Origin of the sequence: Neptunitalea chrysea, assembly GCF_027924145.1 — a bacterium.
Lineage (GTDB): Bacteria > Bacteroidota > Bacteroidia > Flavobacteriales > Flavobacteriaceae > Neptunitalea > Neptunitalea chrysea.
This window is the reverse complement of the sequence record NZ_BRVP01000015.1, coordinates 1-25,952: the sequence shown is the minus strand read 5'-3', so window position 1 is coordinate 25,952 and position 25,952 is coordinate 1. Positions and strand designations below refer to the sequence as shown.

The following is a 25,952-nucleotide window of genomic DNA, read 5'->3' as shown; positions in this document are numbered from 1 at the left end:
CATATATAGCTGCTTTCTTTATTAAGAAAGCAGCTTTTTTGTTTATCTACCTTTAATTTTGTACTTCTATTTGTTAATTTAGACTAAAACGCTTTATTTTAGCTTAATATTTATTTTTTAATTACATGAGTTTATTTAAACGCATATTTTCCTCTGAAAAAAAGGAAACTCTGGATAAAGGCTTAGAAAAATCTAAGGATAGTTTTTTCTCTAAGCTGTCAAAGGCTGTGGCGGGGAAATCGAAAGTAGATGACGATGTTTTAGATAATCTTGAAGAAATATTGGTTACAAGTGATGTAGGAGTAGATACTACATTAAAAATTATTGAACGTATAGAAGAACGTGTTTCTAAAGATAAATACCTAGGGACTTCTGAGCTTAATAAAATTCTTAGAGAAGAAATAGCTGGGCTTTTATCTGAAAATAATACGGGAAATGAAACAGAATTTGTAGTTCCTGTTAATACAAAGCCATATGTGCTTATGGTGGTTGGGGTTAATGGCGTTGGAAAAACTACAACTATAGGTAAGCTGGCTTATCAGTTTAAAAAACAAGGAAAAAAGGTAGTACTTGGTGCTGCTGATACCTTTAGAGCGGCTGCAATAGATCAGCTTCAAATTTGGGCCGACAGAGTAGATATTCCTATTGTGAAACAACAAATGGGGAGCGATCCTGCATCGGTTGCATTTGATACGCTTAAATCGGCTGTTACAATGGATGCTGATGTGGTAATTATTGATACTGCAGGGCGATTACATAATAAGGTGAACCTAATGAACGAGCTTTCTAAGGTAAAGCGCGTAATGCAGAAAGTAGTGGGCGATGCTCCGCATGATGTATTATTAGTATTAGATGGCTCTACCGGTCAAAATGCTTTTGAACAGGCAAAACAATTTACAAAGGCTACAGAAGTTACTTCATTGGCAGTTACCAAGCTTGATGGTACAGCTAAGGGTGGAGTGGTTATAGGAATATCTGATCAGTTTAAAATACCGGTTCGTTACATTGGTGTAGGGGAAGGTATAGAAGATCTTCAGGTATTTAATAAATATGAATTTGTAGATTCTTTCTTTAAATAATGAGAGAACGTACTGGCTTACTTAAGGTTGCTCAAAGAATTATAGTAATATACTGTTTCTTAATGAGTGTAGTTAAAATAATAGCGATTCTAAATGGAAGTTGGTTAATGCCTAATCTTCTTATTGCTTTTGGGTTGCTTTTATTAGGCGGAGCGGGTTTTGGTCTTATCAAGAAAGATACCTATAGCTTAATTTATGTAATAATTGGTATTGTGCTAATTTCAGCCTTAAGGTATTATGAAGTAGAGTGGGTAGTTTGGTTACATGAGGTACTGGACTAATTTTTACGTAATATCTACATATTTTCTTAACTAGTTTCTATATTAATCCTATTTACATTTTAGATGATAACCGTTGATGCTTTAAAAGTTGAATTTGGAGGTACTGTTTTGTTTGGCAACGTATCTTTTGCTATTAATGAAAATGATAAAATTGCCCTGATGGGTAAGAATGGTGCCGGAAAGTCTACCATGATGAAAATTATAGCAGGGATAAGTAAACCAACTTCCGGGTCTATTTCGGTTCCTAAAGATCGTAAGGTAGCGTATTTACCACAGCATTTGCTAACGAAGGATACGGCAACAGTTTTTGAAGAAGCATCAAAGGCTTTTGAAACGATCTTTTCTATGAAAGAAGAGATTGATGCAATTAATGAAGAACTAACGGTTAGAACCGATTATGAGAGCGATGCATACATGAAGCTTATTGAAAGAGTTTCTGAGTTAAGTGAGAAGTTTTATGCTATAGAAGAAATAAATTACGAAGCTGAGGTAGAAAAAACCTTGATAGGATTAGGGTTTGAAAGAACCGATTTTACCCGACCTACCGATGAGTTTAGTGGGGGGTGGCGTATGCGTATTGAGTTGGCTAAGATTTTATTGCAGAAGCCAGATCTTATTCTTTTAGACGAGCCTACTAATCATATGGATATTGAAAGTATACAATGGTTAGAAGACTTTTTGGTAAATAATGCGAATGCAGTTATGGTGATTTCTCACGATAGAGCATTTGTAGATAATATAACCACCCGAACTATAGAGGTTACTATGGGACGTATTTACGATTATAAAGCTAAGTATTCAGATTATTTAGTGCTGCGCCAAGACCGAAGAGTACACCAGCAAAAAGCCTATGAAGAACAGCAAAAAATGATTGCTGAAACCAAGGGGTTTATCGATAGGTTTAAAGGAACGTACTCAAAAACATTGCAAGTGCAGTCTAGGGTTAAGATGTTAGAAAAACTTGAGATTGTTCAGGTAGATGAAGTTGATACTTCTGCGTTAAGTTTACGTTTTCCATCTTCACCAAGATCAGGTCAATATCCTGTAACGGTAACCGATTTAACAAAAAGCTATGGCGATCATGTGGTATTTAAAAATGCTTCATTGGTTGTAGAGCGTGGTGAAAAAGTTGCTTTTGTAGGAAGAAACGGAGAAGGTAAATCTACTATGGTAAAAGCATTGATGGGGGAGATAGATTTTGAAGGAGGATTGCAATTAGGGCATAATGTTAAGATTGGGTATTTTGCTCAAAATCAAGCATCGTTATTAGATGAGTCGCTTTCTGTTTTTGAAACGATAGATGTAATTGCTGAAGGTGATATTAGAACTAAAATAAAGGATATTTTAGGAGCTTTTATGTTTGGAGGATATGATGTTACTAAAAAAGTGAAAGTGCTTTCAGGTGGAGAAAAAACCCGATTGGCAATGATTAAGTTACTTTTAGAACCGGTGAACTTATTGATATTGGATGAGCCTACCAACCACTTGGATATGAAGACCAAGGATATTATTAAAGAAGCTTTAAAGGAATTTGATGGAACGCTTATTTTAGTATCTCACGATAGGGATTTTCTGGATGGATTGGCAACTAAGGTGTTTGAGTTTGGACATAAACGAGTGAAAGAACACTTTGAAGATATTAATGGTTTTCTTGCAATGAAGAAAATGGAAAACTTAAAAGATATAGAAAGAAAATAAATGACTTCGGTTAAAATGGAGATAAAAAAGGAAGCTTAATAGCCTCCTTTTTTTATGAATATTATCTTTCTTTTAGAACCATGTCAATGCATAAAACGGCAGCCAAAATAAGCTCTCTTACTCGGTCTTCCGGTTTCACAGTAGGGAAAATTTCTAGCATATAATTATCGGCAGTGGTAAACAATTCTTTTCCTAATCCTGCCCATTTTTTGCTCACATTAGCAATTTTTTCTTCTCCTCTTAGAAAACTAAATTCCCAACTAGTCCATTTACCTTTTAAGGTACAAACAGGTTTCTCGGTGGGATCGTAAATAGTAAACTTACCTCCAAATGAGAATAATTGTTGTTTAAAGAAACCTACGTATTGGTTGTGTTCATCATAAACTTTAACTTTAGATCTCCAAAATGTAGTTCCTCTTTCTACACGTAATATATTTTTTCCATTCGGAATTTTAACTACAATGTTGAAAGGTGTCATTACCTTATAAGAGGTAAAACGAAGAATTTTTGTAAAAAAACCAAGATTTTCTTCTCTACAATTCATAATGACATTCTGTGTTTCAGGATCATAAATGTCGTAGTTGTTGGCAGCCTTAAACATGCCTACATGCTCTTTTACAAAAAAGAGATTTTTCTCTAGAATAGAATTCATACTTATTAGTTAGTGTTATAAAGGTTGAAGATAAAATAAATTTATTAACAATTGAAATTAAATACTCCGAGACTTATCTCAAAATAGAAATGCAATCCTTACTAAATACTTCATGGGCTTGCCCCGAAGTAGTTTACTAGGTGTTTATAGCTTTTGTTTGTCTTTGCCTAGTGCTGCGAGCATGTCTTTATAAGAGCTAAGTGAATTGTTATTAGCAAAGCAACTTACCGATAATAGCAAAAGTGCGAAAATGAAATTTCTAAACGTAACTATTGTTTTTTAAATACGTAGGTTGTTATGAGGTAGGAATATAAGGAAATAACAATTAGATAGAATCTAATTAAAATTGTACTTTTGCACTCCAAATTCGGTAAAACAGTATGAGAACCAAATCGTTAAAGAAGAATAAGATAAATGTTGTAACACTAGGATGCTCTAAAAACGTATACGATAGTGAAGTTTTAATGGGACAGTTAAAGGCTAGTGGTAAAGATGTGGTACATGAAGATGAAGGTAATATTGTAGTAATTAATACATGTGGTTTTATTAATAATGCTAAAGAGGAAAGTGTTAATACTATTTTAGACTATGTGCAACGTAAAGAGGAAGGTGCTGTAGATAAGGTATTTGTTACCGGATGCTTGAGTGAGCGTTATAAGCCGGATTTGGAAAAAGAAATACCAGATGTAGATCAATATTTTGGAACGTCTGATTTACCACGATTGTTAAAAGCACTTGGCGCAGATTATAAGCATGAGTTGATAGGGGAGCGTTTAACGACTACTCCTAAAAACTTTGCGTACCTAAAAATAGCTGAAGGATGTGATAGACCTTGTAGCTTTTGTGCAATTCCGTTAATGAGAGGAAAACATAAGAGTACCCCTATAGAAGATTTGGTTACCGAAGCCAAAAAACTTGCAGAAAAAGGGGTGCAGGAACTTATTTTAATAGCGCAGGATCTTACTTATTATGGACTAGATTTATATAAGAAGAGAAACCTTGCTGAACTGCTTAAGGAGTTGGTAAAGGTGGAAGGTATTGAATGGATTCGTTTACATTATGCATTTCCTACAGGATTTCCAATGGATGTACTTCAGGTTATGAATGAAGAGCCTAAAGTGTGTAATTATTTAGACATTCCATTGCAACATATTGCTGATAGTATTTTAAAAAGCATGCGTAGAGGAACCACCCAAGAGAAAACTACCAAGCTGTTAAAAGAATTTAGAGCAGCTGTACCAGACATGACTATCAGAACAACCTTGATTGTAGGGTATCCTGGAGAGACAGAAGAAGATTTTCAAACGCTTAAAGAATGGGTTCAGGAAATGCGTTTTGAACGTTTAGGTTGTTTTACGTATTCGCATGAGGAAAATACACATGCCTATTCTTTAGAGGACAATGTTCCGGAGGAAGTGAAACAAGCTAGAGCTTCTGAAATCATGGATATTCAATCACAAATTTCGTGGGAACTGAACCAAGAGAAAATTGGGCAAACTTTTCGTTGCATGATCGATCGTAAAGAAGGGAATTACTTTATAGGAAGAACCGAATGTGATAGTCCTGATGTAGATAACGAGGTGCTTATTGATGCTTCTAAGCATTATTTGAAACTTGGAGAATTTGCTACCATTAAAATTTACGATGCTGCAGATTTTGATCTTTATGGAGAGCCTGTATAATTAAAAGATTTCAGTAAAGTAATTATAGGGGGGAGCTTTAGATTTTAGAGACTTATCTGTAGGAGTATATTTTTTAGAAATGACGATAATAATGATATTGTTCAAACGAAGAAATTTCTGATTTAATAAGTGGTAGAGCATGTTCAAATATATCTATTTAACTAAATTTTAGTACTTATACCATCTCACTACAGTATCTTTGCGGTTTCAAGACGACACTAATCTATGGTTACCGGAATTTCTTTTAGAGACGCACGTTATTTTTCAACTTTAATGTTAGATTATTTAGATGAAAAGGAAGGCGTTCAACAGTTATATAATAGATTTCCTAAAAAGGAGTATTTTAAAGATCAAATATTAGAAAAGCAGAAGGCTTATGAAATAGCTCATAGAGCTGTTTTAGCAGCATCTTTAAAAAAGCAGTATGCCAATTTAGAAATTAGTGGACTTACAGAAGAAAATATCAACTTATTATCGGCCGATACTACCTTTACCATTACCACTGGGCACCAACTTAACTTGTTTACAGGGCCTTTGTATTTTCTTTATAAGATTGTTTCTACTATTAATTTGACTAAACAATTAAAGCAAAATCATCCTGAATATGATTTTGTTCCTGTGTATTGGATGGCAAGTGAAGATCATGATTTTGAAGAAATAGGATACTTTAATTTTAAAGGGAAAAAAATTCATTGGAATCGAGAGAAAGCAGGAGCTGTTGGTCATTTTTCTACAAAGGGATTGGATGAAGTGTTTTCTTTATTTGAAAAAGAATTAGGAATAGGAAAGAATGCCGATGAGTTAAGAGCGCTTTTTGAAAAATCGTATTTACAACATGAAAACCTATCGGAGGCTACCATGTTTTTAGTAAATGAGCTTTTTGGAGAACATGGTTTAGTGATCTTAGATGCAGATAGTGCAGCACTGAAATCACTGTTTGTTCCATACATGAAAAAAGATTTATTTAGTGGTGTTGGTTTTAATAAAGTTTCAGAGACTTCCGAATACCTTTCTAGTCAAAATTACAATGTACAGGTAACACCTAGAGAGATTAATTTATTTTATTTGGGAGAAAATTACCGAGAGCGTATTGTAGAGCAAGATGACGAATTTGTAGTTTTAGATAAAGGTGTCTCTTTTACAAAGGACGAACTTGAAGCCGAGTTGGAAACACATCCTGAACGCTTTAGTCCTAATGTAATAATGCGACCTCTATACCAAGAGGTGATACTGCCAAACCTATGTTATATTGGTGGTGGTGGAGAATTAGCGTATTGGCTAGAGTTAAAATCTTTTTTTGAAGCTGTAGAAGTGCCATTCCCTATGTTGTTATTAAGAAACTCTGTTTTAATGGTGAGTGAAAAGCAGCAACAGAAACTAGATAAGCTGCATATATCGTATAAAAACTTATTTATGAAGCGCGATAGTTTTATAAATAAAAAAGTGCGTGAAATTAGTGATATAGATATAGAATTTACACCACAACGTGAATCCTTAAAAAAACAGTTTCAGGAATTGTATACACTGGCTGAACAAACTGATAAATCGTTTTTAGGAGCTGTAAAGGCTCAGGAGGTTAAACAATTAAGAGGTCTAGATAATTTAGAAAAACGTTTATTGAAAGCACAAAAGAGAAAGTTATCAGATCGTGTAACACGTATCACTCAATTACAGAATGAATTGTTTCCGAACGAATCATTACAAGAGCGAACACTTAATTTTTCTGAAATGTATCTTGAGTATGGAGACGCATTGATACCTTACTTGTTAGATACTTTAAACCCTCTACAAAATGAGTTTATAATTTTAGTTAAGTAGAGGTTTTAAACTTCAAAAATAAAACCTTTATTTGTAAGCATTTCATAGCGTTCTTTATCAAACATATAAAGTTTGGCCGCTCTATGAGATACGTTGGTTTGTTTTTCTTCTAGAACAACTAAAAGTTTCATTTTTAATATTTTACGTCTGAAGTTTGGTTTGTCTAACTGAACGCCAAGAATTTCTTCATAGAGTTGCATTAGTTGTAGTAATGTGAATTTTTCAGGTAGTAAATTAAATCCTATTGGAGCACGTTTCACCTTGCTTCTAAGGCGTATTAAACTATATTCTAAAATTTTATTATGGTCATAAATCAAATTCTCAACCTCATTAAGACCATACCACTTGGCATCAGAAGCAGTAAAACCCGCTTTAATGTTAAACATGTCCTTTTTAATTAAGGCGTAATAGCCTATGGTAATAACACGGTCTAAAGGGAAACGACTGGGTTCACCAAAAGCTCTTAATTGTTCAAGGTAAAGGTCTTTAATTCCGGTAAGTTCTCTAAGCAAACGGTAGGCAGCATTGTCTATGCTTTCTTCCTTTTTAATCCATCCACCGGGCAAACCCCATTTACCTTTACTAATACCTTCTGCGTGCTCTATTAGCAGCACTTCTAGGCTACCGTTATCAAATCCGAAAATAACACAGTCAATTGTAATGGCATTCATTACCGACTTTTCTACTATTTTTCCGGATTCTTCATCAATGAATTTTTTAATCATTAGTTTGAATTTAGGAGAAGTGCAATAAATGTAAAATATTCATCTCTTATTTGCAAAAATAGAAAATAATATATAACCTTGTAGTCAAATAAACTATAAGTTTGTTTAAAAAAAAATAACTTCAATTAACATAACTAACTACACTACAATGAGTAATAATTCTTATTTCAAGAATATAGGGGCTATTGGATATGAAGGCAGAGAAAGCAATAATCCGTTTGCTTTTAAATGGTATGATGAGAGTAAAGTAATAGCAGGGAAAACTTTAAAAGAGCATATGCGATTTGCAATGGCCTATTGGCATACGCTAAATAATAAAGGAGGAGACCCGTTTGGAGCACCAACAGAAGTATTTGAATGGGATAAAAAAGAAGATCCTGTTGCCAGAGCTAAAGACAAAATGGATGCTGCATTTGAGTTTATGAGTAAACTAGGGATGCCTTATTATTGTTTTCATGATGTTGATTTAGTAGATCCAACTTCTAATTTGGTTGAATTTGAAAAAAGGATTCAGGAAATAGTGGCCTATGCTAAAGAGAAACAAGCTGAAAGCGGAATTAAATTATTGTGGGGTACAGCTAACTTGTTTAGTCACCCAAGATATATGAATGGAGCCGCTACCAACCCTGATTTTAATGTGTTGGTATATGGAGCAGCACAGGTTAAAATTGCTGTAGATGCTACAATAGAATTAGGTGGAGAGAATTATGTTTTTTGGGGTGGTAGAGAAGGTTATATGAGTCTTTTAAATACTGATATGAAACGTGAGCAAGAACATTTGGCTCAGTTTTTAACAGTAGCTAAAGATTATGCCAGAAAACAAGGCTTTAAGGGAAACTTTTTAATAGAGCCAAAGCCAATGGAACCAACAAAGCATCAGTACGATTTTGATGCTGCAACTTGTTTAGGGTTTATCAATAAATATGGCTTACAAGATGATTTTAAATTGAATATTGAAGTGAATCACGCTACTCTGGCCGGACATACGTTTGAACACGAATTACAAGTGGCAGCCGATGCAGGTAAGTTAGGTAGCATTGATGCTAACAGAGGGGATTACCAAAACGGATGGGATACTGATCAGTTTCCGATTGATGTGTACGAATTGACGCAGGCTATGTTAGTTATCTTAAAGCATGGTGGTATACAAGGTGGAGGTGTGAATTTTGATGCTAAAGTGCGTAGAAATTCAACCGATCTTGAAGATAAGTTTGTTGCGCATATCTCTGGGATGGATGTATTTGCCAGAGCGCTTATTACGGCAGATCATATTTTAACCAATACAAGTTATACGGCTCTACGTACGGAACGTTATGCGTCTTTTGATAACGGTTATGGAAAAACTTTTGAAAATGGAGAGTTGTCGTTAGAGGCATTGTCTAAAATAGCATTGGAAGCGGGAGAGCCAATTAAGAAGAGTGGAAAACAAGAATTGTATGAGCAATTAATAGCCAATGCTTTTTAGGGCTGTTAACATATAGAAATTAAATGTAACGAGACTTGTTTGTAACAAAAAGATAATGAGTCGTCCTAAAATAGGTTGACGATTTTAGATTAAAAAAATATATATTAACCAGAGAGGCTTGCCTCTCTGGTTTTTTTGTTATGTATAAAGTTAGGTGTTTTCATATGTAAACTCAAGGATTCCTTTGTATTTTTCCAATGCCCATTTCATGATATAAAATAAAAGCAAATTTGTTTACATCATTTACATAATTTTATTTCTGCTCCTTCCGCATACTTCTTACCCTAATCGCATAGGCTACGTAATATAGGCACCAATCCTATTCGTTTATTGGTTAATACATACTGAACCCCTACAGGAGTCGTTTCTGGCAAGGTTTGATTGGCCAATTGTAAAAAGTAGGTACAAGTAAATATACATGCTTCCCGTTCCTTCAACTAATTATTGCACCAATATTTGCATTATACTTACAATTTTTATAAATTAAATAATTGTAAAAAGTAGATTTTTGACTACATATTTTTAACATAAAAGGCTTTAATAAAAAGATTCATTGCTTTATGTTTGCAGTAATAATGATTTAAAAAAACAAAGTACTATAAAGCTTAGAAGAATTAATTCATTTTTAGTTTTTACAATATTGTTTTCAATTTTTTTTATGTTCTGATTCAGATAATTCTGAATTCATTGATTCGAAAAGAGAAGTTACTCGATTAACTCCAGAAGATATGGAATACACAGGAGTTTATCACAATGAATGGATGGATGAACTGTATGTTGCATTTGGTAAGAATATAGAATAACTAAATGAAAAAAAATCACAAGAGTTTATTATAGGATTTCTTGAGTAAAAGGTTCAAGAGGTTGTTATTGAGCTGGCAAATTGGTTATTTGATTAATTTTTAAATGTAAAATTTATGATGAAAAATGTTGTAATTACTGTATCTGTTATCGCAATTTTTGAAGCTATTGCGTTTATTCTATTGATATTGCTTGGAAATACACAATTCTTTATTACAAACACAGTAGCAGCGATTGGATTTTTGTTTTATTATTTTAATCGTAATAGCAAAAAATCGAGTTCCTAATAGAAATTAATACTAAATGATAAAACGGATATTGTAGAACACAGTATCCGTTTTTTGTATTTTATAACTTAGTTCACTTTAAACTTTGCTAAAGGGTATGATTTTCAATTTTAATCTGCTCCATCTGCAAACTTCTTTCCCCAATCGCATAGACTGCGTAAGATCGGAATCTATGGGTCAACACATACCGAATCCATACAGGAGTCGTTTCTGGTAAAGTTTGTTTCACTAATACCGCATGAATTTCTAATTACTTTAATTGCCTTGTAGGCTTCCCAAAAAAACAGATAGTATAAAATCAATTTATTAACTTTAAATTAAATACTGTCTTATGAAAAAAAGTAAGTTTAGTGAGAGTCAAATCATCAAGGTTCTCAAAGAAAATGAACAAGGAAGAAGCATCCCCGAATTAGCTAGAGAATTAGGTATAGATAAGATAGTTCCGTTTAACAAAATTAAAAAAGGGAAAAGAACCATTGTTTTTAGTTCTATAATTCGTCAATTAATTTCATTAAATCCAAATTATGAAAAAGAGCAACTTTTAAGATTTGCGCATTATATAAATAGAAAAATATTTAGTCCTAATTTTTTCTAAAGATGAAGTAAACAAACTATTTGAACGAAAATATAAACTAAAAAACGGATTAATACCTTTGTTAAACACCTCTAGGCAGTTTTTATATAACCCTGAATACAATTTAACAACAAAAGAAAAAAGAGGCTTAAATGGCAAAAAAATAAACATAGATAAAACAGAAAAATCTAAAGCGAAAATTAAAGATGTTTTAATAAATTGGAATTATGAAAAACTTGGTAAAATAACTAATAAAAAAGTTTCTGAAGTAACTAAAATGAACATAAAAACAATAGTGAGATATTGTACTACCCTTATAAATGAATTAGGTGTTTCAAAAACTAAAGAACATAGACTTTAAAAGAATTTTAATAAAAATAGCAGAGAAAACCTAAAACGTGTAACCTCTGCTATTAAATAAATGATTTATTTCTTCTTATTCTTTTGTTATTATTTTTCTTAAAATTTGTCCATCTGAAGATTCAACATTTAGAATATAATGTCCAGTTCTTAATTTAAGACCGCTAATATTAAAATCATTTGAGTTAAAACTATTCTTGTAAATAATGTTTCCATAGAAGTCATAAATTTTAACATCGTTTCTTGGATTAGCTTGTTTAAGAGAACCAAAAGGGTCATCGTTGCAAGGATCTCCTGGAGGTAATTTACTTACAACTATAGAGCCTCCTTTTACTGGATTAGGGTAGAATTTTAAACTCCAAAGGTCATCACAAGGGTCATTTGGATTATCATCATAAGGGTCGTAAACTGTTATCAATTTTTGTCCAATATATGTTAATCCGCAATCATTTTTTGCATGACAAACTACTGAATACGTTCCTGCACAAGCTCCCCAATTTATACTCGCATATCTTGAAGTAGAGTTATAGGTGTTTTGGCTTGTAGGCTGAATAGTTGGACCAGAACCAGCGTTACAAGTTGTATTGGGTGTTACTGACCAATAATAGTGTGTATTACCTTCTGCCCAAGCTACACTAAATTGAGAGGTTGAATTTGTAGAAACGGTGTTAAAATTACTATTAATTCCGTTTGTAGTAACATTTGGATTGCCTACCCATATATCTTTTGTAATGACAGTTGTGCTTTGACATCTTATAGAGCCAATAGTAGCAGATAAAGTCACAATTCCGCTAAAATCTGTATCAACTACATTTAAAGTCGTTAAAACTCCATTTGCATTTGATATAGAAGCTACACCAGTATTATTTATTGACCAATTTACCACAGCATCATTTGGAATAGATGATTGGACATTATATTGACTGGACTCACACAAAAAGTCATCTCCTGTTATTTCCGTACCCTCACAAACATAGGCGCAAGATGAAACTTCTGGTGCATCTGCAAGTTCAGACCTTAACCAAACACCATTATTTAATGTAAATTGAATATGTGCTTCGCTTGATGTTGGATTAGTGAAAAAATTATCAAAAGGAACATTTTTTGGTGCTAAAGGAGGCACTAATGGATTATATATTTTTGCCAAATCACTAGGGTCGATAGTTACATTTCCACTACCAACATCCAGACTACTATAAGCGGGTATAAAATCAAATCGTCTTTGTAATACATATTGGTCAAATTGAGTAGGTAATTGAGCAAAAGTTTCAATATCGTAAATACCACCATTAGCATTATCTAAAGCCAACATATTAGAACTAGAATATACTTGCTCTTCATCTATTAATGGTTCTTGGACATCTATTAAAAATAAAATTGTTTTCTCAATATAAAGTCGTCCTTTGTAAATTCGTTTAGACTGTAAAGAAGGTAATGCTCTTAATTCAAATTGAGCTTTAACATCCGTATCTGTTGCTAATACAGAAGATAAAGTTTGTAAAGGATTAATAGATATGCCATTTACAATAGCCAATGCAATATTTGTTAAAAAGAATGGTAAATCTACTTTAATATTTGCGTTTACCAAATGGTCAAATTCATTAAAATCGAGAGGATTTCCACATTCCGTTCCATTGGCAATAGCAATATTTCTAATATTACCTTGTTGTGGGTATCCCATATTTTTATACTCATTTAAAAAATTATCGTGTAATGTATTGTTATTAATAGAAACATTATCTCCAGTGCCTTGCAACTGATAAATTAACATTTGTTGTGCTGCTGGCGATTGTATTAATGTTAAAGCATCGGTCAATTCTGGAATTTCTTCATCTAAATCTACAATATTAACATTAAATAGGCTAAAAAATACTGGTAATGATATTTGCTCTCCTACTAAATGGCGCACTAAAGCCTGTGCCGCCAATGGTACATTTGCGCCTTGATGTGGTGTATCATGACTAATATAAAGTTTAGTATCGTGGATTTCTCCATTTATTTCCATATCTCGTAAAGCATAACGACCTACTAAACCACCCATGCTCATACCTAATACTGCATTTTTTTCTGTACTACCGCTAGCTGTTTTAAGTTGGTTTACCCAACGTATTACTTCTTCCACCATTAGAGCATTGCGTTGTATAAAATCTGTGCTATTTACAAAATCTACAAATACTAAATCGTAATCTTCATCTTCTATAGCTTGGTTGAGTGTAAGAAATGTTGTTCCATTGATAAAAATATTCGTTCCGCCTGGACCACCAGAATTAATGAAGCTAAAATAATTAAAACTATTTTCTGGGTCAAAACCCTCAATAACTATTAAAGGTTTAGTTAATTGTGTGTGCCCAGGAGCTAACTCTACAGTAACAAGACCTGTGGCAGTACTGCCATTATAAGCAGCTCCAGTAATAGGCTGTTCATCAAAAATAACATCTGTACCAAAACCATTAAAACGGGCTTGTGCGTTTTGATTTGTTGCTACATAATCTACCCAAATTTTAGAATGGCTTTGTACTATTGTACCGTTAGTATAGGTAAACTTTATTTTAATTTCCTTTTCGCCACCAGAAGTATAGCTTATGGTTTTATTGTTATTTGTAGTTACCGTTTGGTAGCCTTGCCCATTACCAAAATCTATTTTAATGTTACTGATATTTAAACCTGTATTAGTATAAATTAGATTACTAGGCAATCTAAATGAAAACTTATTACCTTGCAAGTGTTGTTTTAGTGGTGTAATTGCGAATACAGTTTTAGTATCATAAGGATTACGTCCAGCTTTATCAAAAATACGGTCGTTACTTATTATAACATCTCCATTAGTATGTGCATTAGTTTTATATTGTTGGTAGTTGTAATGTTGTACTGCAAAAAGAACATTTTCTGTACTATTTTGTTGTGTTACTAAATTTGCATTTATTGTATGAGGCGATGCCATATTTATTGCTGCTGTACCTACACGCATAGAGTATAACGAATTATACATCCCTTGCCACTCACTTTTAGAAACAAAGTTAGCAGTAGATAGGTTACCATTACAAGCTTCTATATTTGCAAAACGTACACCAAATTCTTTAAGGTAGCCTGTGGTAACTTTTGCCTTATCTATATTACCAAATACGTATTGCATACGATTGGCATAAGATGAATTTTGAGCTTGAACATTGTAGAATGTTACAAAGCAAAATAGCAGTAGTAAAAGTTTTTTCATAATATCTGTTTTTTATTGGTTAATACTTATGGTATATATTGCATATCAAAACGTCCACTGGTAATATCTACATTTTCACAGTCATTATTTACAGATGAAAACTGGAATGTACCAGAAATAATAAAGTTATCAGTATCTATTTTAGAAAACACAACAGAACCCTCGTAAGAGTCTTCAAGTTCATAGTGGCAGCCTAATTGAGGATTTGGATCAATTAAATATCTTGCTTTTCCAGTTAAATCATTTTGAGTATTAATCGTAAAAGGCTCTTGAACAAGCATAAAAATTCCTCCAGCTCCAAACTGTAATAACCCACCTTGATAAATAGCCGTTTGTTGAGAAGTGTTAGTAACATTTATTGGTTCGCCATTAACTAAAAAACCAAAGGTATTAGCTCCTGTTTGTGTTATAGGTGGTAATTGGTCAATTGGGTTTGTTGGTGTATTAGTGTCGTCATCATTATTACAACAACTTAATGTGAGTGTAATTGTTAGTAGTAAAAGTAGTTTTTTCATAAAATGATAATTTTACTTAAATGTGAGAATTTTATTTAAAATACGCTAATCTATTTTTAAAACATCTTCGCCATCTTTTCTAAAAACAGAGCCAGTTCGTCTATATTTCATTTTAACACCATCTACACACACTATATAAACGGCATTTCCTAATTGCTCTGAAAGTTGTAAAAGAATAATTTTACCAGTTGTGCATTTTAGCAGTTTGCACAACTTTTTCTAAATGCACAACGGGTATTGATTAATATTTATGGAATATATTGCATATCAAACCGACCATTGGTAATTGAAATATCATCACAACTATTCGTGACTGTGGAAAATTCAAATGTTCCAGAAATTATGAAATTTGTTTGGTCAAAATTTGATATTGTTAATATACCATTTATAGTACTTGGGTAATCATAATAGCACCCATTTCCATTGTTGATATATAAAGATTGATTAGTTGGTGTATTGGTTAAGTTATAACTTGTATTTTGGGTAATAACTTCACTAGCTCTTATTATTACACGTATATCCATATCTGAATTATCTATGCCACCGCCAATTTGTAAAACACCGCCTTGATAAATAGCCGTTTGTTGAGAAGTGTTAGTAACATTTATTGGTTCGCCATTAACTAAAAAACCAAAGGTATTAGCACCTGTTTGTGTTATAGGTGGCAATTGGTCTATTGGGTTTGTTGATGTGTTAGTGTCGTCATCATTGTTACAACAACTTAAAGTTAGTGCAACTGTTAGTAATAAAAATAGCTTTTTCATAAAATGATAATTTTTACTCAAATGTGAGAATTTTATTTAAAATACACTAATCTATTTTTAACACATCTTCGCCATCTTTTCTAAAAACAGAGCCAGTTCGTCTATATTTCATTTTAACACCATCTACACACTATATAAACGGCATTTCCTAATTGCACAACGGGTTATGACTATATAATATTTGTCCATTGGTCAATGTTAATTTGTAATCCCAAGTATAAGTACCTTCACTAGGGTAACTCACAACACTGTTTTGACCCATTGTAAGGGTTTGATAACCGTTACCATCATTAAAATTTACAGCAATACTTTGTACTTGACTATCTTGATTACTGTACCATAGATTAGTTGGTAACACCACATTCATGTTTTTATAATTATGCTTTAATATAGGTGCAGTCATCATAAATACAGTTTTGGTTTCATAAGGGTTTTGCCATACGCCATTTGTATATTTATCATATAGTTTATTGTTGCTTACCGTAATGGCATTAGGGTGTGCATTTTTTGTATACTTGAGTATTGATAATATATGCCAGATAATGCTATAGTATAAGGTATACGTGCAGCTTTCCAATTACTCTCAAATAGGTTTGGGTTTACTAAATCTGGCACATTAGTTTTAGTGCGTGCCATAAGCAATGTATTATAAGCTGAAGTATAGATATCTTTGTGTACAAAGTTATTTGCAGTATTTACGCCATTATAAGAGCGTATATCTACAAATTCCATAGCATAATCAGTTAATAAATGGTGTGGTACACGGTTTAAATCTACACCTGCAAAAACATCATTCATAGTGTTAGCAAAGCTGTTAGATACCGTTTGTGCATTTAGATGTAAAGAAAAGCTAATTAAAGCAAGTAGAAACATCTTAAAAATAGTAGTGCTCTTCATAGAAAAGTGTTTTGAAATTTTATGATAATGTTTTAAAAGTTTTTATTGAGTGAATTGCATATCAAAGCGACCGTCTCTGATTTGTCTTAAATTGCCTTCAAAATCAATTATATCAAAAGAAAAAGTTCCTGAAATAATTTGATTATCTAAATCTAATTTTGTTATTGTCAAAGTGCCAGAATTATTTGAAGATGTTGTGGTTGCATTAGTTGCAAAACTATAAGTTGCGTAGGCATTTCCTATTTCATTTTCTATAAGTTGATAACTTTGCCCTTCTTCCAATTCTTTGGCATTTGTAGAAATAGATAAAGTTATTCTATTAAAGTCTTCATCACGTTTATTTCCCTGTAAACCAAAGAAGTATTGCCCACTAACTAATTGATAAACACAATCTAAAGGGTTGGTTCCTCCACTTGGGATAAATACCTCGCCATCTAACAAAGCACCAAATGTATTTTCGCCTGTTTGGGTTGCTGGTGGTAATTGGTTTATTGGGTTTGTTGATGTGTTAGTGTCGTCATCATTGTTACAACAACTTAAAGTTAGTGCAACTGTTAGTAATAAAAATAGATTTTTCATAAAATGATAATTTTTACTTAAATGTGAGAATTTTATTTAAAATACGCTAATCTATTTTTAAAACATCTTCGCCATCTTTTCTAAAAACAGAGCCAGTTCGTCTATATTTCATTTTAACACCATCTACACACACTATATAAACGGCATTTCCTAATTGCTCTGAAAGTTGTAAAAGAATAATTTTACCAGTTGTGCATTTTAGCAGTTTGCACAACTTTTTCTAAATGCACAACGGGTTAATACAGTTTTCTACCCCCTAAACGAGGCATCTTGAGTCTTAGTTCAATAACTAGCTACTTTACTCGTTCTAGTTCTTGCTCTCGTTTATGAGCTCTGATTAACTGCTGATAAATAGATTGGCGACTTACCCCAAACAAACAACAAGTACGAGATAAACTCATTCCCTTGAGCTTGCTTATACGTTAGTTCGCCTTTTTCTACTTGTGAGATTACAGCCAATTTAAAGGCCATATTGTAATCCCGTTGTGTTCGCTTAACTCCTTTCCTTTCTATGTTTTCCATAATAGGTCGTTTTTATGTCAACTTATTTCAGGACGAGACATAATACTAAATAAAGGCTTCCTTAACGGGGAGCCATTGTTTTTTTGATGTTTTATGAAAGACTTTGGAGATGATTAGATAAAAAATACCTTTAAAAATTTTTATTTTAATAATATTACGAATACCTTGTAGTCGATAAAACTATATGTTTATAAAATGTAATCGATTGCATTTAAAGTTTGTGTTATGAAAAAAATCTTTCTGTTTTCTATACTAGTAATATGTGTGATTATAAGCAATGCCCAAAATAAAACCGTTTCAGAGGTTTGGCAGGCCGATACTGGAAACGGAACCTATAAAAACCCGATTCTGTACTCCGATTATTCAGACCCCGATGTGGTAAAGGTTGGAAATGATTATTATATGACGGCATCAAGTTTTAACTCGGCCCCTGGGTTGCCTATACTACATTCAACAGATATGGTGAATTGGGAACTGATTAACCATGCACTACCTGTAATTGTTCCCGAAGATCATTTTAAAGTACCGCAGCATGGAAATGGAGTTTGGGCGCCAAGTATCCGATATCATAATAACGAAATATATATTTACTGGGGAGATCCTGATTTTGGTATCTATATGGTAAAGACAAAAGACCCTTATGGTACATGGGAGGCACCTGTATTAGTAATGGAGGCAAAAGGAGCTATAGATCCATGTCCGTTATGGGATGAGGACGGTAAGGCTTATTTAGTACATGCATGGGCAGGCAGTAGAGCTGGAGTAAAGAGCTTACTAACGGTGAATAAAATGAATGCTGAAGGAACCAAAGTATTAGACAAAGGAAAGCATGTTTTTGATGGCCATGATGCACACCCAACGGTAGAAGGTGCTAAATTTTATAAGCGAAATGGCTACTATTATATTTTTGCTCCGGCAGGAGGAGTGCCTACAGGATGGCAATTGATTTTGCGTGCTAAAAATATATACGGACCGTATGAAGAAAAAATAGTACTAGAACAAGGAAGTACAAAGATTAATGGACCACATCAAGGGGCTTGGGTAGATGCACCAAACGGGTCTTCATGGTTTTATCATTTTCAGGATGTAGGGGCATATGGCCGTATTGTGCATTTACAGCCCGTAAAATGGGTAAACAATTGGCCATTAATGGGAATTGATTATGATAAGAATGGAATAGGAGAACCTGTAACCGAGTTTAAAAAACCTGTAGTGTCTAAAAAAGTAATGACTCCAGCAGAGACAGATGAATTTGAAAACGATAGCATAGGGCTTCAATGGCAATGGAATGCTAACCCTGAGGTAGTATGGTCTGCGAAATTACCTGGGAAATCACATCTTAGGTTGTTTAGTATTAAAAAACCGGTAGAAACCACTAACTTATGGATGGTGCCTAACTTGTTGTTACAAAAATTTCCAGCTCCTGATTTTAAAGCGACTACTAAAGTGAAATTATATCCGGAAGAAGCGGAATATGGTAAAAGTTCAGGGTTAATTGTTATGGGAATGGATTATGCAACGCTTACCTTGGTAAAAATGAAAGAAGGTTTCACAATTCAGCAAAACGTTGCCTTGGAAGCAAATAAAGGAAAACCTGAAGTAACTATAGAAGAACTAGCAATAAAAACCGATGAGGTATACTTTAGAGTAACTGTTTCTGGTCCTGATGCTTTATGTCGATTTAGTTATAGTTTAAATGGTAGAAAATTTAAACCAATAGGAAAACCATTTAAGGCTAAAGAGGGTAAATGGGTAGGAGCAAAGGTAGGATTGTTTAGTGTTAGCGATCCTGAAGTAAAAAGGGGCGGGTATGCTGATATTGAATTTTTCAGAATTACCCAGTAACCCCCGTAAAGTACTTATGGGGTGATGTATACACCTTCCCATCCAAAATTTGTTTTCTCATAACTAGCGCGTATGTTATTGGGTCTTTTAATTTGAAGAATTTCTATCTTCTCTGGGATAAAATATAAAATGGTAAAGTTACCGCTATGATCATTGTATTGAGTTTGATCGGGGTGTTGAATGATGGTTCCTGGTATATCAGAAACTACATAGTCTGATTTTACAAAATCAGGAATAGTTTCCCATTTTTTCTGAAGCTCGTCTTTGTCTTTCTCAATCTCTACGTAGGCTACCATAGTAATTTGGGTAAGGGTATCCGGATTGAAAAAAAGGAGACTTACTTCATTGTGTTCATTAATATGTGTCATCTTTTTTGAGCGTCTATCTGTATACACTTGCAAAAATTGTCCGTCTATAACATCTCTCAGCACCATAGTCCGTTGCCGAATATGTCCATTAAGCCCGCACGACGACATATAAAAATATCGATACGGGTGATTCTTCTCTTTGCAGGCATGAGTAATCTCTGCAAAGATGTTAGTAAGCATTTTTTTTGTCATTATCTTAGTTTTAGTGATAGGTAATATACGAAAAATCAATTATATATGCTTGAAATTATGATTATTATAAAACTAGAGTTAGTACCTTTGCAGCTGAAATTTTAGATTATGCATAATATCGATATAGATTTGGTTGAAATGACCTTAGATGTCACCAAATATGTAATTAATAGAATCACCAATACCAATCCGGTTTTGGGAATGCCTAAGAAGGAAGAAGAACTTAAAAAATTGGTAGGAGAAACCATTACTCCAGAAGGAATAGGAGGAGAGGTTGCTTTTGAAAAATGGAAAGAAGTGCTAGTAAAAGCGACTGTTCCTATAGATCACCCAAGACATTTAGCTTTTGTTCCTGCATCTCCAACCAGATCGGCTATTATGTTTGATTTGATTACCTCGGCTAGTTGTATTCACGGAGCGTATTGGATGGAAGGTGCCGGAGGTATTTTTGCTGAAAATGAAGCAATGCGTTGGCTGGTTTCATTAACAGGGATGCCAAAGGGAGCTTTTGGGGTGTTTACTAGTGGTGGTACAGCTGCTAATCTTTCTGCTATGGTTACTGCTAGAGAGCATTGGCGTAGCTTAGATAAAAACCATGATGCTTTAAAAGGGCTTATCATAACTTCGGTAGGAGCGCATTCTTCTGTGAAGTCAATGGCTAAGGTAATAGATGCTGAAATTTTACTAGTGCCTACAGAAGATGTACTTACTTATGATAAATTAAGAGAAACGATTGAGGGATTAGATGCGTTTACTCGTAAAAGATTATTTGCAGTAGTAGCTACAGGAGGAACCACCAATGCCGGAATTATTGATGATTTAGATGGAGTGGCTAGATTCTGTGAAGAAGAAAATGTTTGGTTTCATGTAGATGCTGCTTACGGCGGAGGGGCTTTGGCAGCCGATTCTGTTAGACATTTATTTAATGGTATAGAAAAGGCAGATAGTATAACTATCGATCCGCATAAGTGGTTGTTTTCACCATACGATTGTGGAGCCATTTTATATAAGCATCCTGAGTTGGCTAAAAAAGCGCACGCTCAAGAAGGTTCCTATTTAGATATTTTTAAAGATGAAGGCGCGCAAGGCTTTAATCCGGCTGAGTATCAAATTCAGTTAACCAGACGTGTACGAGGGTTACCGTTATGGTTTTCATTGGCCATGCACGGTACCAATCGTTATAAAGAGGCAATTGAGCGAGGTATAGAGCTTGCTAAGATAGCAGGCGATATGATTCGAAGCAATTCAGAATTAGAATTGGTAAGAGAGCCTAGTTTATCCTGTGTACTGTTTAGAAAAATAGGATGGACTCCAGAGGATTATAAAGAGTGGACTTATGAAAATCAAAGAGATGGTTTTGCTTTGGTTACCCCCACCAAATGGAAAACTGGGGAGACCTATGAAACCGTATCAAGGTTCTGTTTTATCAACCCTGATACCACCGAAGAAGATATTGCGGCCATTTTAGCTTCGATGAATTAATTAATAAATAGTATTTTTGCGCAAACAAATCATTTCATGAGTTCTGATATTAGTAAAAGATATAGTCAGCGTGGTGTATCGGCTTCTAAAGAAGATGTACATAATGCCATTAAAAAAGTAGATAAAGGGCTTTTTCCAAAAGCGTTTTGTAAAATAGTACCAGATCATTTAACCAATGACGAGGACTACTGTTTAATTATGCATGCCGATGGAGCAGGAACCAAATCGTCTTTGGCCTATATGTATTGGAAAGAGACAGGCGATATTTCTGTTTGGAAAGGGATTGCACAAGATGCGTTGATAATGAATATAGACGATCTACTTTGTGTAGGTGCTGTTGATCATATCATGCTTTCTTCTACGATTGGAAGAAATAAAAACCTGATTCCTGGAGAGGTGATTTCGGCTATCATTAACGGAACTGAAGAATTGATTCAGGATTTAGGAAAGTTTGGAGTAACTATTCATTCTACAGGAGGTGAAACTGCCGATGTAGGAGACTTGGTAAGAACTATTATTGTAGATTCTACGGTAACCGCCAGAATGAAACGTTCGGATGTTATTAACAACGCAAATATTAAAGCAGGAGATGTAATTGTAGGACTGGAGTCGTTTGGACAAGCTACATATGAGTCTGAATACAATGGAGGTATGGGAAGTAATGGACTTACTTCTGCGCGCCATGATGTATTTTCTAAATATTTAGCAGAGAAATATCCTGAGAGTTTTGATGCTGCGGTGCCTGAAGACTTAGTATATTCAGGAAATGTATCACTAACCGATGCGGTAGCAGATGCTCCTATAGATGCAGGGAAACTGGTGTTGTCTCCAACACGTACCTATGCACCAATAATAAAAGACATACTTTCAAAGTATACGTCTGAGGAAATTCATGGTATGATACATTGTAGCGGAGGAGCTCAAACAAAAATTTTACATTTTGTAGATGAACTTCACATTATAAAAGATACTTTATTTGAAGTGCCGCCACTTTTTAAATTGATACAAGAACAATCGAAAACAGATTGGAAGGAAATGTATCAGGTGTTTAATTGTGGACATAGAATGGAATTGTATGTAGACGCCTCTATAGCAAGTGATATAATAGCTATTTCAGAATCGTTTAATGTAAGAGCTCAGATTATAGGAAAAGTAGAAACATCTGAAACTAAAAAGCTAACTATTAAAAGTGCCTACGGTACCTTTGAATATTAACCACTGATACTTACTTTTTTACATAACAGTAACCCCTTAATTTTAGGATTGAGGGGTTCTATAATATTACGAAAAATCAATTAACTTTGCAATTAAATTTTTAAAATAATTTTTAAAAGTTGTAAACTTTTCGGTGTTAGTAAATTTTCAAAATACTGTATATCAGTATTTTGAATGTTTTTTCTTGTGAACTTTATGTAAAAATAAATTTTTTGTATTTCATTTTTACCTAGCTTTGCATTGTTGTTTTTATTAAATGACTTATCAATTTTACAATGCAAATAACAAAGACTTCTAAACCCCAAAAGACGTATACGCAAGAGGAAGCGGTACAGGCGTCTATTGAGTATTTCAAAGGAGATGATTTAGCTGCAAGAGTTTGGGTAAACAAATATGCACTAAAGGACTCTGATGGGAATATCTATGAACTTACTCCAAACGATATGCACAGGAGAATTGCTAAGGAATTAGCAAGAGTTGAAAAAAAATACCCTAATCCATTAACAGAAGATGAGGTTTTTGACCTGATCAAGGAGTTTAAGTATATCGTTCCGCAGGGTAGCCCTATGGCTGGAATCGGAAATCCGTTTCAGATAGCTTCGCTATCTAACTGTTTTGTGATTGGGAATAATGGTTCTTCCGATTCGTATGGAGGAATTATGAAAATGGATCAGGAACAAGTACAGTTAATGAAGAGAAGAGGTGGTGTAGGACATGATTTGTCACATATCCGTCCGAAAGGATCACCTGTTAAGAACTCTGCGTTGACTTCTACAGGAATTGTTCCGTTTATGGAGCGTTTTTCTAACTCTACCAGGGAGGTAGCGCAAGATGGAAGACGTGGTGCTTTAATGTTGTCGGTTTCTATCAATCACCCAGATGCTGAGGATTTTATTGATGCTAAAATGGAGCAAGGTAAGGTTACCGGAGCCAATGTGTCTGTTCGTATTGACGATGAATTTATGCAGGCAGTAGATAATGGATTGGATTATACACAAAAATATCCTATTCATAGTACGGATCCGGCATATACAAAAAATATAGATGCTTCAGATTTGTGGAAAAAGATTGTACATAATGCATGGAAATCTGCTGAGCCAGGTATTTTATTCTGGGATACAATTACCAAAGAATCGGTACCTGATTGTTACGCTGATTTAGGATATAAAACAGTTTCTACCAATCCGTGTGGCGAGATTCCTTTATGTCCGTACGATTCTTGTCGTTTGTTAGCCATTAACCTATTCTCTTATGTAGAAGCGCCATTTACTAAAAAGGCTTCTTTCAATTTTGAGCTGTTTAAAAAACATGTAGCGTTTGCACAACGAATGATGGATGATATTATTGATCTTGAGTTGGAAAAAGTTGATGCTATTTTAGCGAAGATTGATGCAGACCCTGAAGAGGAAGAAGTAAAAGCAGTAGAGAAAAACTTATGGTTAAACATTCGTAAAAAAGCATATGAAGGTAGAAGAACCGGTATTGGTATTACTGCAGAAGGAGATATGCTTGCCGGATTAGGTTTACGATATGGTACTAAAGAGGCCAATGAGTTTTCTGTAGAAGTGCATAAAACCATTGCTTTAGAAGCGTATAGAGCATCTGTATATACTGCTAAAGAGCGTGGTGCTTTTACCATTTTTGATGCAGAAAGAGAAAAAGATAATCCATTTATTTTACGTCTTAAAGAAGCTGATGAACAGTTGTATTATGAGATGTTAGAATATGGTAGAAGAAATATAGCGTTGTTAACGATTGCACCAACAGGAACAACAAGTTTAATGACGCAAACAACCTCTGGTATTGAACCTGTGTTTTTACCAGTATATAAAAGAAGAAGAAAAGTAAATCCGAACGATAAGGATGTTCATATTGATTTTGTTGATGAGGTAGGTGATTCTTGGGAAGAATACGTAGTATTTCATCACAAATTTAAACAATGGATGGAAGTAAACGGAATTGATACTTCTAAAAATTATAGCCAGAAAGAATTAGATGAACTTGTTAAGAAATCTCCTTATTACAAAGCTACGTCTAATGATGTAGATTGGTTAAGTAAAGTAGGTTTGCAAGGAGCTGTACAAAAATGGATAGACCATTCTATTAGTGTAACTATTAATTTACCTTCAGATGTGTCTGAGGAGTTAGTAGGCAAGTTATATCTTGAAGCCTGGAAAGTAGGTTGTAAAGGAGTAACTGTATATAGAGATGGATCTAGAAGTGGGGTACTTATTTCTACCGATGAGAAAACTGAAGAGGAAGAAGAACAAAGTGTTTTCCCAACAAAACGTCCTCAGGTTTTGGAAGCAGATGTGGTTCGTTTTCAAAATAACAAAGAAAAATGGATTGCCTTTATTGGTTTAATCGATGGACAACCTTATGAAATTTTTACTGGTTTGGCAGATGATGAAGATGGTATTTTAATACCACGTTGGGCAGAAGGTGGTTGGATTATCAAGAATAGAAATGAAGACGGGACTTCTCGTTATGATTTTCAGTACAAAAATAAAAGAGGTTATAAAACAACCATTGAAGGGTTATCACACAAATTTAATCCAGAATTTTGGAATTACGCTAAGCTGATTTCTAGTACGTTACGTCATAGTATGCCTATTGAAAGGGTAGTAAACTTAATTAATAGTTTACAATTAGATACAGAATCTATTAATACCTGGAAGAATGGTGTTGCTAGAGCTTTAAAACGTTATGTGCCAGATGGTACAGAAGCTAAAGGGCAAAGATGTAGTAACTGTAATAGTACTAATTTAATGTATCAGGAGGGATGTTTAACCTGTAAGGATTGTGGTTCTTCTAAATGTGGTTAAGAAGTAAGTAATACATAGTAACAACCAAAAAAATCCGCTCAGTTTGTGAGCGGATTTTTTATTTTTATGAGAACTGTTTTTAATAGTGGTTCGATACAATTATTCTAATAGA

Annotated in this window: 24 protein-coding genes; 12 read left to right on the top strand and 12 right to left on the bottom strand. The window is 33.9% G+C overall.

Annotated elements, in window-relative coordinates; genetic code table 11:
• The first annotated feature begins 125 nt into the window (after positions 1–125).
• From ftsY to NBRC110019_RS11350, 3 genes are all read left to right on the top strand, one after another.
• Positions 126–1,079 carry a signal recognition particle-docking protein FtsY gene (ftsY, locus tag NBRC110019_RS11360; RefSeq protein ID WP_281754941.1) on the top strand — a complete coding sequence of 318 codons (954 nt, stop codon included), beginning with the start codon at positions 126–128 and terminating at the stop codon, positions 1,077–1,079.
• Between the two features lie 62 nt (positions 1,080–1,141).
• A complete protein-coding gene (locus NBRC110019_RS11355; protein WP_281754939.1) occupies positions 1,142–1,360 on the top strand; it encodes a hypothetical protein in 219 nt (72 codons plus the stop codon).
• Positions 1,361–1,423: 63 nt separating this feature from the next.
• Positions 1,424–3,058 carry an ABC-F family ATP-binding cassette domain-containing protein gene (locus tag NBRC110019_RS11350; RefSeq protein WP_281754937.1) on the top strand — a complete coding sequence of 545 codons (1,635 nt, stop codon included), beginning with the start codon at positions 1,424–1,426 and terminating at the stop codon, positions 3,056–3,058.
• A gap of 61 nt (positions 3,059–3,119) precedes the next feature.
• Here the strand turns inward: NBRC110019_RS11350 and NBRC110019_RS11345 are convergent, their stop codons facing one another.
• Positions 3,120–3,710 carry an LURP-one-related family protein gene (locus NBRC110019_RS11345; RefSeq protein WP_281754935.1) on the bottom strand — a complete coding sequence of 197 codons (591 nt, stop codon included), beginning with the start codon at positions 3,708–3,710 and terminating at the stop codon, positions 3,120–3,122.
• Between the two features lie 380 nt (positions 3,711–4,090).
• Between NBRC110019_RS11345 and rimO the strand changes: the two genes are divergently transcribed.
• Entirely contained in the window at positions 4,091–5,392 is a 1,302-nt protein-coding gene (rimO, locus tag NBRC110019_RS11340) for a 30S ribosomal protein S12 methylthiotransferase RimO (RefSeq protein WP_281754933.1), read from the top strand.
• A 225-nt stretch (positions 5,393–5,617) separates the two neighbouring features.
• Positions 5,618–7,210, top strand: a complete 1,593-nt coding sequence (bshC, locus tag NBRC110019_RS11335; protein WP_281754931.1) for a bacillithiol biosynthesis cysteine-adding enzyme BshC — start codon at positions 5,618–5,620, stop codon at positions 7,208–7,210.
• Positions 7,211–7,215: 5 nt separating this feature from the next.
• Here the strand turns inward: bshC and NBRC110019_RS11330 are convergent, their stop codons facing one another.
• Positions 7,216–7,935 carry an NUDIX hydrolase gene (locus NBRC110019_RS11330; RefSeq protein WP_281754929.1) on the bottom strand — a complete coding sequence of 240 codons (720 nt, stop codon included), beginning with the start codon at positions 7,933–7,935 and terminating at the stop codon, positions 7,216–7,218.
• A gap of 148 nt (positions 7,936–8,083) precedes the next feature.
• Here NBRC110019_RS11330 and xylA point away from each other — a divergent pair, with 148 nt between their 5' ends.
• The 3 genes from xylA (at position 8,084) to NBRC110019_RS11315 (ending at position 11,423) form a co-directional block, all read left to right on the top strand.
• Positions 8,084–9,400, top strand: a complete 1,317-nt coding sequence (xylA, locus tag NBRC110019_RS11325) for a xylose isomerase (RefSeq protein WP_281754928.1) — start codon at positions 8,084–8,086, stop codon at positions 9,398–9,400.
• 1,419 nt (positions 9,401–10,819) lie between these two features.
• The gene (locus NBRC110019_RS16900; RefSeq protein ID WP_373877000.1) at positions 10,820–11,083 is read left to right on the top strand and encodes a transposase; all 264 of its coding nucleotides are present in this window, start codon (positions 10,820–10,822) and stop codon (positions 11,081–11,083) included.
• Between the two features lie 58 nt (positions 11,084–11,141).
• The gene (locus NBRC110019_RS11315; RefSeq protein WP_281754926.1) at positions 11,142–11,423 is read left to right on the top strand and encodes a hypothetical protein; all 282 of its coding nucleotides are present in this window, start codon (positions 11,142–11,144) and stop codon (positions 11,421–11,423) included.
• A gap of 75 nt (positions 11,424–11,498) precedes the next feature.
• Here the strand turns inward: NBRC110019_RS11315 and NBRC110019_RS11310 are convergent, their stop codons facing one another.
• The 9 genes from NBRC110019_RS11310 to NBRC110019_RS11270 form a co-directional block, all read right to left on the bottom strand.
• Positions 11,499–14,636 carry a T9SS type A sorting domain-containing protein gene (locus tag NBRC110019_RS11310; RefSeq protein ID WP_281754924.1) on the bottom strand — a complete coding sequence of 1,046 codons (3,138 nt, stop codon included), beginning with the start codon at positions 14,634–14,636 and terminating at the stop codon, positions 11,499–11,501.
• A gap of 26 nt (positions 14,637–14,662) precedes the next feature.
• Positions 14,663–15,151, bottom strand: a complete 489-nt coding sequence (locus NBRC110019_RS11305) for a Riean_0653 family protein (RefSeq protein WP_281754923.1) — start codon at positions 15,149–15,151, stop codon at positions 14,663–14,665.
• Between the two features lie 45 nt (positions 15,152–15,196).
• Positions 15,197–15,364 (bottom strand): hypothetical protein, encoded by a 168-nt coding sequence (locus tag NBRC110019_RS11300; RefSeq protein WP_281754913.1) that lies wholly within the window; start codon positions 15,362–15,364, stop codon positions 15,197–15,199.
• Between the two features lie 35 nt (positions 15,365–15,399).
• Positions 15,400–15,915: a Riean_0653 family protein gene (locus NBRC110019_RS11295; RefSeq protein ID WP_281754921.1), complete on the bottom strand. Its 516-nt coding sequence runs from the start codon at positions 15,913–15,915 to the stop codon at positions 15,400–15,402.
• Between the two features lie 148 nt (positions 15,916–16,063).
• Complete coding sequence (locus NBRC110019_RS11290; protein WP_281754919.1) at positions 16,064–16,321, bottom strand: hypothetical protein; 258 nt, start codon at positions 16,319–16,321, stop codon at positions 16,064–16,066.
• A gap of 71 nt (positions 16,322–16,392) precedes the next feature.
• Complete coding sequence (locus NBRC110019_RS11285; RefSeq protein ID WP_281754917.1) at positions 16,393–16,812, bottom strand: hypothetical protein; 420 nt, start codon at positions 16,810–16,812, stop codon at positions 16,393–16,395.
• Between the two features lie 42 nt (positions 16,813–16,854).
• Positions 16,855–17,391: a Riean_0653 family protein gene (locus NBRC110019_RS11280; protein WP_281754915.1), complete on the bottom strand. Its 537-nt coding sequence runs from the start codon at positions 17,389–17,391 to the stop codon at positions 16,855–16,857.
• Between the two features lie 46 nt (positions 17,392–17,437).
• Entirely contained in the window at positions 17,438–17,605 is a 168-nt protein-coding gene (locus NBRC110019_RS11275; protein ID WP_281754913.1) for a hypothetical protein, read from the bottom strand.
• 110 nt (positions 17,606–17,715) lie between these two features.
• Positions 17,716–17,913, bottom strand: a complete 198-nt coding sequence (locus NBRC110019_RS11270) for a hypothetical protein (RefSeq protein ID WP_281755082.1) — start codon at positions 17,911–17,913, stop codon at positions 17,716–17,718.
• A gap of 225 nt (positions 17,914–18,138) precedes the next feature.
• On the opposite strand from NBRC110019_RS11270, the gene NBRC110019_RS11265 reads away from it, so the two are divergent.
• Positions 18,139–19,758, top strand: a complete 1,620-nt coding sequence (locus NBRC110019_RS11265) for a glycoside hydrolase family 43 protein (protein ID WP_281754911.1) — start codon at positions 18,139–18,141, stop codon at positions 19,756–19,758.
• Between the two features lie 14 nt (positions 19,759–19,772).
• Here NBRC110019_RS11265 and NBRC110019_RS11260 read toward each other — a convergent pair whose 3' ends face one another.
• Complete coding sequence (locus NBRC110019_RS11260) at positions 19,773–20,318, bottom strand: pyridoxamine 5'-phosphate oxidase family protein (protein WP_281754909.1); 546 nt, start codon at positions 20,316–20,318, stop codon at positions 19,773–19,775.
• 108 nt (positions 20,319–20,426) lie between these two features.
• Here NBRC110019_RS11260 and NBRC110019_RS11255 point away from each other — a divergent pair, with 108 nt between their 5' ends.
• From NBRC110019_RS11255 to NBRC110019_RS11245, 3 genes are all read left to right on the top strand, one after another.
• The gene (locus NBRC110019_RS11255; RefSeq protein ID WP_281754906.1) at positions 20,427–21,800 is read left to right on the top strand and encodes a pyridoxal phosphate-dependent decarboxylase family protein; all 1,374 of its coding nucleotides are present in this window, start codon (positions 20,427–20,429) and stop codon (positions 21,798–21,800) included.
• A 36-nt stretch (positions 21,801–21,836) separates the two neighbouring features.
• On the top strand, positions 21,837–23,015 hold the full coding sequence (locus NBRC110019_RS11250; protein ID WP_281754904.1) for an AIR synthase related protein: 1,179 nt from the start codon (positions 21,837–21,839) through the stop codon (positions 23,013–23,015).
• Between the two features lie 275 nt (positions 23,016–23,290).
• Positions 23,291–25,840, top strand: a complete 2,550-nt coding sequence (locus NBRC110019_RS11245) for an adenosylcobalamin-dependent ribonucleoside-diphosphate reductase (RefSeq protein WP_281754903.1) — start codon at positions 23,291–23,293, stop codon at positions 25,838–25,840.
• Positions 25,841–25,952 lie beyond the last annotated feature (112 nt).